We start from the raw sequence: 11,601 nt of genomic DNA, 5'->3' as shown, positions 1-11,601 counted from the left end.
TCGAGGGAGTTGCCGGCCGTCGCCGTACCCGAATTCGGCCCGTCGTCCGGCAGGGATCCGTGATGAGCGGACGGCCACAAGGCAGCAGTCACCCACCCGGGTGAACCGGCGAGCCGCTGGCGACGCTGTTGCTGGCGGTCCCGGCGGTCGGTAGGCGGGATCGACAGTTGATGATCTAAGCCCGTATCGTCCCGGGCGGCATTCACGATCACGGGGGTTCGGCATTGAGCAAGCTTCGTCTTATCGCGATGGCCGCAGTGGCCGGTTCGTTGGTCATGTCCGGGTCGGTGCCCGCCCTGGCCGCTGATTCATTTGCCGATGTCGATGCGCCAGTCGTCACCTCCACCGGTCTGGTGGACGGGCAGCTGGTCGGGCGGAGTCAGCGACTTCGTCCCGTCTGGACGGACGACACCGGCGTCACCCGGGTAGAGGTCATTCTCAACGGTGCAGTGCTGCGCATTTACGCGTCGGGGCAATGGGATCAGGGTGTCCACCTGCCGGTGCCGGCCAGGCTGCACGACACCGACGCCGATGTCACCATCCGGGCGTTTGACGCCCTGGGAAACCACGGCGAGGCGACCAGCCACGTGCGCGTCGACGCCGAGGGCCCGCAGGCCACGCTCTCGCCGCCGTTCGAGTCGATCGTCGGCGGGGTGGTCGCCCTGGTCGCGACCGAGGCGTCGGACGATCTCGCCAAGATCGTCCTGTGGGATCACGCGACCGGCCGCGAGGTGGCGAAGGCGACGAGCGCTCCGTGGACCATGACCTGGGACACGGCCGGGCGCACCGGTGTCGCCCACGTCCATTTCGAGCTCACCGACAGGGTCGGCAACGTCTCCTTCGCGTACGGGTTCTACGGCCTCGACAACACCGGGCCGACCATCACCGGGTTGCGATTCCCGCGGCAGGCGGATCAGACCGTGGTGAACGGACGCATCAGCGGCCGGTCCCGGCTGGCCGCGATGATCGACTCGATCTCGCCGCTGGACCGGGTCGAGTGGTGGGTGGACGGCACGCTGCGCTCGACCTACCCCGTCGGTGGGTCTGGCTCCGGCCCCGAGCCGTTCTTCGACTGGGACACCGGCAAGGCGAACGGCACGGCCGTGCTGGAGGTCCGCGCCTACGACGTCCTGGGCCACCGCGCGTCGATGACGCGCACCATCGTCATCGACAACATCGGCCCGGCGATCACCTCGATCACCCCGGCCAACCGGGCCCTGGTCCGCGGCTCTGAGATCCGGACCACCGTGCAGGGAACGGATCCGTCCGGGATCCGCGAGGCCTATCTGCTGAACGCATCCAGCGTGCTCAAGGCGCCCTACACCGAGTTCGCCTCCGCCGGTAAGGACGGGCTGCGGACGCTGACCTGGACGCTCACCGACAGGCTCGGCAACGACAGCACCGCCAAGCGGACCGTCATCGTCGACAACACCAAACCGAAGCTGACGATCACCAAGGCGCCCGCCAACGGTGCGAAGGTCAAGAAGACGGTCAAGGTCACCGTGTCCGCCACCGACCGCAACGGCATCAACCGGATCGAGCTGCTGATCAACGGCAAGGTCGTCGCCAAGGACACCAAGGCCGCCTACACCTTCAAGGTCAACCCGAAGAAGTACGGCAAGAAGATCAAGGTCCAGGTCCGCGGATACGACAAGGTCGGCAACGTCACCAAGACCGCCACCCGTACCTGGCGGCGCTGAACCCGGTCCCTGCCGAGCGGTCTACGCAGGCGCAGTGCCGCGAATCCAGGCCCAGGCCTCGTCCCGACGTCGTGTCAAGTGCGGCCAAGCAGCGACGGCCATCGGCAGTGGACTGCCGGCCGATCTTGGCTACGCCCCGTGACCGTTCGTCGTCGAGCTGTGATGAAGGGACTTGTGGGCTATAGCCGATGCTCTATATCGTGTGGGCGGCGGTGATCTTGCTGAGGAGTATCGAGTCCTCGGGAGCGGCGCCGCTGACACGGGGGATTTGATGACGCACGGCATTCGGCCGATGGGCCGCCGTTTCTACCTGTCCAGAAGCAGTGCGGCCCTTACGCTGAGGGTTGCGACCGCCGGACTCATCACTGTGACCACTGGTGCTTTCGTCGCACCGCCCGCCTCGGCTGCACCGGTGCCGGTCACCGTCTCCGCGACGGCTCCGACGGAGGCCGCCGACGAGGCCACCGCGATGCATCTCGCGTGGAAGAACCGCAAGCCGGTCGAAATTCTCAGTGAACGAACGGAATCGTCGGAGACATTCGCACAGCCTGATGGCACCCTCAGGGCGAAGACCTTCGCATCTCCCGTTCGCGTGCGCCGCGGCGCGGGGTGGGCCGCGGTGAACACTGATCTCGCAGTGGCCAACGGTGTCGTCGTCCCCAAGGCAGCCACGTTGGACGTCCAGTTCTCCAACGGCGGCCCGGGCCCGTTGCTCACGGTCACCCGCGAGGGCAGATCCCTGACCATGACCTGGCCCGGCACACCGACCTGGTCCGGCACCCTGCCCGCGCCGAAGCTGTCAGGCGACACGGCGACCTACGAGGAGGTCATGCCTGGTGTCGATCTCCAGCTGACCGCTCACGTCGACTCGTTCAGTCAGGTCCTGGTCGTCAAGACGCCGACCGCCGCGGCCAACTCCGAGTTGCAGCACCTGCGGTTCGCGCTGACCACGCGCGGCGTCGCGCTGGAGCAGGACGTCGACGGTTTCATCAGGGCGGAAACGCCGGAGGGTGACCCGGTCTTCGTCTCCGACGGCGCCCGGATGTGGGACAAGCCGCAAATGCCGGGTGGAACGCTCTCCCGACGGACGAGCGCCCTGGGCGCCGATCCGGCCGGCGCGGTCCTTCCGCAAGATCCTGAGCCGCGGCGTGTCGAGGATCTGCCGGTGCACTTGGACGGCAGGTCGCTGACGGTCGTGCCGTCGCAGCAGATGCTGACCGATCCCGCCACGGTGTACCCGGTGTCGATCGACCCGGGGTTCAATGGTGGCAAGGAGATCTGGACGCACGTCAGTCGTAAGAACCCCACCAAGTCGTACTGGAGCGACAAGTCCACCCGGGGTGACATGCGTGTGGGTCAACTCTGGCAGAGCTCGTCCGACGATGACTGGCGCACCATCGTGCAGTTCGACGTGACCAAGCTCAAGGGCTCGACGATCAAGAGCGCGGCCGTACTGGTCAACGTGCGGCACAGCGCCAACTGTTCTCCGTCACCGTTCCAACTGTGGCGTACCAACGCGGTCGACAAGTCGGCGTCGGTGACGTGGAACAGCACCAAGGGCAAGTGGTGGAAGGCGCTGGGTTCGGTCAACGCGACCGCGAACAAGAGCGCGTGTCCGAAGGGCAATGACGAGGTCCGGTTCAACCAGACGGCGGTCAAGTCAGCCTTCCAGGACGCGACGAAGTACACCACCATCACGTTGTCGTTTCGGGCCAAGAGCGAGTCGGACGACTATCAGTGGAAGAAACTGATCCCGGACTCGGCGTACCTCGACATCGTGTACAACCACACCCCCGGCAAGGCGGGCAGCCAGGCATTCAGTCCGTGTTACGCCGCATGCGGCAACGGCACGGCCGTCACGTCGACGCCGAAGCCGACGCTGAGCATGAAGGCAGCCGACGCCGACGGCGGCAAGCTGACATACGTATACGAGGTCTACGCCAGCAACAAGAGCACCCTGAAAGCCACGTCTGCGAAAACCATGACCGGGATCGCGAGTAACAGCCAACGGCCCTGGACACTGAAGACCGCGCTGGCTGACGGACAGTACTACTGGCGCGGCAAGGGCTGTGACAGCTACATCTGCGGCTCGTATTCCGACTGGTTCGGATTCAAGGTCGACACGGCGAACCCGAACAACCCGAAGGTCACCAGCGAGAAGTACCCGGCTGTCGGCTGGAACGGCGGGCCGGGCGTGCCAGGTGTATTCAGATTCGCCCCGGGTGGGTCCACCGACGGTGTGAAGACCTACACCTACTCATTGAACGGCGCCAAGGAGGTGCAGGTGTCCCCGTCGTCGACCACCGGTGAGGTCGAACGGGAACTTGTGCCGACCAAGGACCTGACGAACACGTTGCGCGTCAAGGCGATCGACACAGCCGGGAATCTGTCGGGAGCTGCCGACTACCTGTTCAAGGTTCGCCCGGTGGGCGATGCCTGGTACTGGTCACTCGATGAAGGAACAGGCACGACCGCCGCCTCGGAACCAGTGGGCAACCGCCCGGCCATGATCACGGGTACGGGCACCGCCTGGTCGGAGGCCGGTAAGGAAGGTGAGTCCGGCCTGAATTTCGCGGGCGCTGGTGATGCCGCCACCTCCTCGACGGTGCTCAACACGCTCTCTCCTGCCGGCTTCACCGTCGCCGCATGGGTACGTCTACCCGCCCCACCACCCGCCGACGGCGAATCGGACCCGGGCAGCGACCCGCAGCCCGAACCCGGCCCCGGCACCGGTGACGACCCCGACGAGGAACAGAACCCGCCCGACGACCAGCAAACCGAAGAACCGTCGCCGCTGCCGGCGGGCAACCACACCGCCGTCTCCCAGGACGGAGTCCACACCTCGATGTTCCAACTCGGCTACCGCAGCGATGTGGACACCGACGGCGACACCGTCAAGGACCCCGCCTGGTGCTTCACCGTGGCGGCCACCGACACCACCGGCGCCCCGACGACGAACGCCTGCACCGCCAGCTACGTCGAAGCAGGCGCCTGGGTACACCTGGTCGGCATCGTGAACCCCATGACCAGCCGCATCCAGTTGTACGTCAACGGCACACCGGCCACCGACGGCGTGCTGGTCGAGCAAGCCGGCACCGCCACTTGGGAAGCCACCGGAAAGTTCGCGATCGGCCGCGGCTGGACACTGCCGCTCAACAACCGATGGGTCGGCGAGATCGACGAGGTCCACGCCACTCCACGTGTCTGGACCGAGCAGGAGATCTACCAGAAGGCCCAAGCCGAGGAAACCCCGGAAGCCTGATCCGAACCAGATCCCGTCCCGGGCATCGCCATACGGTGCTGCCCGGGACACCTTCACCGACTTCAAGTGTCATGCCGGCCCGCGTCGGCACATGGGGGACCGCCGCGTCGGCGGCTGACAGGAGACTGATGTGACGGCGAACGCCGCTCTTTCCCGCGCCTACCGGCATGTGTGTCGTGAAGGCGCCCAGCCCTTGCGGATGTTCCTGGCTCTGCTACTGACAGTCGGCATCGTCGGACAGATCCCGGCCACTCCGGCAGCTGCGGCCGCGACAGCTGCCAAGCCCACCGACGTCAAAGGCATCAAGGTGACGCCGGTGGTGGCGAAGCCGCTGCCGGAGTACACCGCCGAGGACCGCGAACTCACCGAGGCTGATCTGCCGCCCGATCCCGAGGTGCCGGCCGAGGAGCAGCTGGTTGACCTCACCCAGCAGGCCTCGACCCGGGTACGAGCCGGTCAGCTGCCCGTCTCGGTCGCACCGGCTGCCAAACTTCCCGCCTCCCAGAGCTCGGCTGCGCGAGACGGCTACAACACCGTACGGAAAGTCCGGGTCAGTTCACTGAGCCGCAGCTCCGCCGAGAAACTCGGTGTGCGCGGTCTTGTCGTTCGTGTCGGTCGCGCCGACGGCGTACAGCAGGCCGGGCAGGTCCGCCTGGCCGTCGACTACAAGGCGGTAGCTGGCCTGTTCAGTCGTGACGCGCTGAGCCGCCTGCGGCTGGTGCAACTGTCCGATGGCCGGCCGGTGCCGTCGACCAACGACGCCCGCAGCTCGACGGTCACCGCCACCGTGTCCCTGGCCGCGGCGGGTGCGGTGTCCTCGTTCGCGGTGGCCGCCGCGCCGGAGGGTGAGAACGGCGACTACAAGGCGACCACGCTCACGCCTGCCTCGACGTGGCAGGTGTCGCAGCAGAACGGCGCGTTCGCCTGGTCGTACCCCATCAAGGCCACGCCGCCGCCCGGCGGCATGGCACCCGATCTCAAGCTGGGCTACTCCTCGGCCGCGATCGACGGGCGCACCTCCGGCAACAACACCCAGGGTTCGTGGATCGGCGACGGCTGGTCACTCGAGCCGGGCTACATCGAGCGCAGCTACCGCTCCTGCGCCGATGACAAGGGCAAGCAGGACGACAACGAAGCCAACAACAAGGACGTCTACGGCGACGACCAGTGCTGGTTCAACGACAACGCCACCATGTCGTTCAACGGTGCGTCGACCGAACTGGTCAAAGACGCGGCCACCGACAGCGGCCCCGGCGACACGAATGTGCGCTACCACGGGGTGGCCGATGATGGCTCGCGCATCGAGCAGGTCAAGGGTGTGGACAACGGCGACGACGACAAGACCTATTGGCGCGTCACCACCGTCGACGGCACCCAGTACTACTTCGGCCGTGGCACCACCGACGGCGGCACCTCCTCCGGTGAGCAGACCAAATCCACCTGGACACTGCCGGTCTACAGCAACCATCCCGACGAGCCCGGCCATGACAAGGACTTCGCCGAGTCGCGGGTGACCCGGGCCTGGCGGTGGAACCTCGACTACGCCGTCGACCCGAACAGGAACACGATCACGTACTTCTACGGCAAGGAGACCGGCGCCTACGCCCGCGAGGGTGACGAGGACAAGCGCACCACCTACGACCGGTCCGGCTACCTCACCAAGGTCGAGTACGGCAGCCGCAGCGACGCCGCCGCCACGGTGTCCCCGGTCAACCGGGTCGTGTTCGACACCGTCGACCGGTGTATCGGCACCTGCCGCACCAGTAGTGACAAGCCGATCGTCAAGCGGTTCCCGGACACGCCCTGGGACCAGTACTGCGACCAGGCGCCCTGCAAGACGCAGTATTCGCCGACGTTCTGGACCAACCGGCGCCTGTCGGAGATCAGGACCCAAGTCTACTCCGGCAGCGGCGCCGCCTACACCACGGTCGGCACCTACAAGCTCGCGCACGCCTACCTGCAGGCCGGTGGTAACGAGAGCACCCCGATGTGGCTCAAGAGCATCACCCACACCGGCAACGTGACCAGCGCCGGCGGCCCCGCGGTCACCGACCCGGCCGTGGTGTTCAACCCGAACGCCGACGTCATGCCGAACCGGGTAGACACCCCCAACGGCCATTCGAGCCTGTTCCGCAGTCGTATCGAGACCATCACCACGGAGTCCGGCGCGCAGATCGGCGTCACCTACTCCCAGCCCGAGTGCGACGACATCACCCTGCCCGAACCGTGGGCCAACACCAAGCGCTGTTTTCCGCAGTACTACGCCGCCGAGGGCGAAGACTCCAAGATCGACTGGTTCAACAAGTACGTTGTGACCCGGGTCGACGTCTACGACAACACCGGTGGCTTCGATCACCAGCAGACCAACTACGACTACCTCGACAGCCCCGCCTGGGCCTACGACAATTCCGAACTGGTCAAGCCGAAGCGCCGCACCTGGGGCCAGTTCCGCGGCTACGGCAGGGTGCAGATTCGTACCGGCGTCGACGACGAGGTCCAGTCTCGGACCGAGTACCGCTACTTCCGCGGCCTCGACGGCGACCCCCAGCCGACCGACGGAGAACTGCCACCCAAGGGCACGCCACGAGACGTAAAGACCGAGGATTCCCTCGGCGGCAAGGTCACCGACCACGAAGCGTTCACCGGCATGCTCCGGGAACAGATCGACTACAACGGCACCGACTGGGTCACCGGCACCCTGAACACGCCGGTCGCGCAAGGCCCCACCGCCTCCGCCGGACCGTTGAAGGCCTGGAAGACCCACCTCGAGACCGTCCGCAAGCGCACCAAGTTGGCCAACGGCACGACCCGGTGGACCAAAACCATCACCAAGGTCAACGACGACAACCTGGTCAGCGAGATCAACGACCTCGGCGACGAAGCCGACGCCGGCGACGACCGCTGCACCCGCACCGAATACACCCGCGATGAACTCGCCTGGATGCTCGACCGGGTCAAGCGCAAGGTCATCGACGGAGCAGGCTGCAGCACCGCCAGCAAACCCGAACACGTCCTCAGCGACATCCGCACCTACTACGACAACCCCGACACCTACGGCGCCGCCCCGACCCGCGGCCTGCCCGTACGCGTCGACCAGGTCGACCGCTTCGACGGCAGCACGCCGATCCTGGTGACCGCCAGCCGCACCGGTTACGACGCCACCGGCCGCGCCACCAAACAGACCGACGCGCTCGGACACGTCACCACCACCGAATTCACCCCCACCATCGGTGGCCCGGTCACCCAGACGAAGAACATCAACGACCTCAAGCAGACAGCGACGCAGACGTTCGACCCCGCGCTGGCCGTGGCGACGAAGGTGACCGACGCCAACGGCCTGGTGACCGAGTCCAGCTACGACGGCAACGGACGGCTGCTGGCCGTGTGGGCGCCGGGACGCGACCGCGCCACGTTCAAGACCGATCCGTCGGTCAGCTACACCTACAACCTCAGCAAGACCGCACCCAGCACCGTCATCACCAAGAACCTGATGCCGTACGGCTCGAAGAACTACCGCACCACCGTCGCGCTGTATGACGGCATGCTGCGGCTCCGGCAGACCCAGACGCAGACCCTCGCCGGCGGCCGGGCCGTCGCCGACACCGTCTACAACACCCGCGGTTTGGTCGACTGGACCAGCAGCCCCTACTACGACATCGACAACTCTGCACCCAGCACCACCCTGGTCACTCCTGTACGGCGTCCTGAAATCCCTGCGGTGACCGCGAACGTCTACGACGGCGCTGGCCGGATCACCGATGCGATCTTCAAGGTCAACGGCGATGAGGAGTGGCGCACCCACACCGACTACGCGGGGGACAAGGTCAACGTCACCCCGCCCGACGGTGGGATCGCCACGACATCGATCACCGACGCCCGCGGAAACCTGGCCGAACTGCGTCAGTACAAGGACCCTGCCAAGGTCGGCGGCGACGACGCGGCGACTTTCGAGAGCACCGTTTACCGTTACAACAACCGCGACGAGCTGACTTCGGTCATCGGACCGGGTAAGAACACCTGGACCTACCGCTATGACCTGCGGGGCCACAAGATCGCCCAAGAAGATCCTGACGCGGGTACGACGACCAGCGGTTACGACGACGCCGGTCAACTGAGCTGGACCAGGGACGCCCGCGGCAAGACGCTGTACTTCGACTACGACGAGCTCGGCCGCAAGACCGCCGAACGGCAAGGCGCCGCGGACGGCCGCAAGCTTGCCGAGTGGAAGTACGACACGCTCCCCTACGGCGTCGGTAAGCAGACCAGCGCCACGCGTTATGAGTACGACCAGGCTGGCAACGCCTCCGCGTACGTCACCGCCACCACCGGATACGACACCGCAGGCCGCCCGAAGGGCACCTCGCTGACCCTCCCCAGCACCGACAGCGACCTGTGCGTGTCCGGGGAGGTCAACCCGTGCACCTTCACCCAGACCCTGGGATACCGACCCAACGGCACCGTCGAGAAGGTCACCACCCCCGCCGTGGCGGGTCTGCCCGCTGAGACGGTCACCACGCTGTTCAACCCGATCGGTCTGCCCAACGGACTGATCGGCAAGCAGATCTACGCCCAGGAGATCGTCTACAACCAGCTCGACCAGCTCATCGGCCAGAACCTCGGCGAACACGGCGCCCGCATCGCGTTGACCTACGGCTACGACGACGCCACTGGACGGCAAAGCACCTTCAACGCCGTCCCTGAGCTGAAGAGTGACGTCTACAACCTCGGCTACCGCTACGACGACGCCGGCACCATCACCGCCATCACCGACACCCCCGACGCCGGGCAGCCGGCCGAGACCCAGTGCTTCCAGTACGACCACCTCAAACGCCTCACCGAAGCCTGGTCCCAGACCGCCGCCACCTGCCCGGACACCATCAACTCCACCGCAATAGGAGGACCCGCCTCATACGGCAGGTCCTACACCTACGACGACTCCGGCAACCGCAAGACCGAGCTCATCCACCAGACGACCAAAACCACCCGGACCTACAACTACCCGGCCTCCGGCGGGCCTGCAGGCAGCAAGCCGCATGCGGTCACCTCGGTAACCGCAACCGGCGGCAGCACCGCCACCCTGCAGTACGCCTACGACGCCACCGGCAACACCCAGTGTCGCCCCACCGGAACCGCAGCCAACATCTGCAACAAGGACGGCACAGCCGGGACCGCAAGCCAGGCGCTGACCTGGAACGACCAGGGCAAGCTCAGCACGAGCACCGACGCTACCGGCACTACCAGCTACAGCTACGACACCACCGGCGACCGGCTGATCCGCCGCGACCCCACCGGCACCACCCTGTACCTGCCCGGCGGCCTGGAGATCCGCAAGCCGAAAACCGGCTCGGCGGTAGGAACCCGCTACTACGGCCACGCCGGTGCCACCATCGCCGTCCGCACGCCGACAGCCCTGACCTGGATGGTCAACGACCACCAAGGCACCGCGACCGCCACGGTCACCAGCAACACCAACCTCACCGTCAACTGGCGCCGAACGATGCCATTCGGCGACGACCGCGGTACCAAACCCTCCACCTGGGCGGGCGACAAGGGCTTCGTCGGCGGCACCCGTGACAACACCGGCCTGACCCACCTCGGCGCCCGCGAATACGACCCCGCACTGGGACGCTTCATCTCCGTCGACCCGATCATGGACCTGGCCGACCCCCAGCAATGGAACCCCTACTCCTACGCCAACAACACCCCGATCAGCGCAGCAGACCCCACCGGCCTCAAAGCCGACTGCGGCACCGGCGGCGTCCACATGCCCTGCACAGGCGGCGGCAACACCGGCGGTAAAGACGACGACGAGGGGGACAAGGGCGGGGACACCGGCAACGGCGGAGACAACGGCGGCGGCAGCAGCGGCGGTAACAACGGCGCCGGTTCATCCAGCGGCAACGTCGCCCAAGCCGTACCCGCCGTCCAACAGAAAGAAAAGTGCGGTTGGTTCGCACCGGTCTGCAACGGCTGGCAACGCTCCATGGAATGGGTCCACGAGAACCAGGACACCCTCGGTCAGATCGCCATCGACCTCGCCGAGATTGAACTCGGCCTCTTCGCCATGGAAGGCGGGGGTGCGCTTGCAGCGTCGGGTGGTATCGCTATAGCGGGTTCTTGGGGAAGCCTGTCTGTCGCTGCTGCACCCGCCGTCGCACTCGGAGTCGGCATCGCCGTCGGCGGAGCTGGGGCTGCCGGACACGGTGCCAAAAACCTCGGGCAACACATCGACGATCTGCACTGGAGCAACAGGGCGACAGGTGCCGGCTCAGGGTCAGGCCAAAGCGCAAAGCCCTCCGGCGCCAAAGCGGTGGAGGATGGCGACTTCGATCACGTCCGGAGCCGCCATCGCGAGGGAGGTGAGGAACAGGGACTTGACGACAAGGCAGGCATATTCACCGGCAAAGAAAAAGATCTTCGTAAAAGACTTGCGGAGGCGGTTGACAGGGGGCGGGGAAGGCCTAATACGCCCGATCCGGCGACTAAAGAACCTCGGCCTGGAACTGTATACGAGTGGGACTTTGGTGTGCCCGTCGGCCGCGCAGGCAGCGGAAATGGAGGTGGGGAACTCACCCGAATCGCTGTAGTCGTCAACGACGGTAAAATGGTAACCGCGTACCCCTACTAGGTTTGAAGGTC

At 66.3% G+C, this 11,601-nt stretch carries 3 protein-coding genes; all 3 read left to right on the top strand.

Annotation, left to right across the window (positions count from 1 at the left end; genetic code table 11):
- Window positions 1-248: 248 nt before the first annotated feature.
- The 3 genes from ACIBQZ_RS21170 to ACIBQZ_RS21160 all read left to right on the top strand — a co-directional run bounded on the left by ACIBQZ_RS21170 (window position 249) and on the right by ACIBQZ_RS21160 (window position 11,590).
- Window positions 249-1,700: an Ig-like domain-containing protein gene (locus tag ACIBQZ_RS21170; protein WP_396090431.1), complete on the top strand. Its 1,452-nt coding sequence runs from the start codon at window positions 249-251 to the stop codon at window positions 1,698-1,700.
- Between the two features lie 271 nt (window positions 1,701-1,971).
- Window positions 1,972-4,962: a LamG-like jellyroll fold domain-containing protein gene (locus tag ACIBQZ_RS21165; RefSeq protein WP_396090430.1), complete on the top strand. Its 2,991-nt coding sequence runs from the start codon at window positions 1,972-1,974 to the stop codon at window positions 4,960-4,962.
- A gap of 130 nt (window positions 4,963-5,092) precedes the next feature.
- The gene (locus ACIBQZ_RS21160) at window positions 5,093-11,590 is read left to right on the top strand and encodes an RHS repeat-associated core domain-containing protein (RefSeq protein WP_396090429.1); all 6,498 of its coding nucleotides are present in this window, start codon (window positions 5,093-5,095) and stop codon (window positions 11,588-11,590) included.
- Window positions 11,591-11,601: the final 11 nt, after the last annotated feature.

Source organism: Actinoplanes sp. NPDC049599, assembly GCF_044465625.1.
Lineage (GTDB): Bacteria > Actinomycetota > Actinomycetes > Mycobacteriales > Micromonosporaceae > Actinoplanes.
This window is presented reverse-complemented; position numbering and strand designations above follow the sequence as displayed.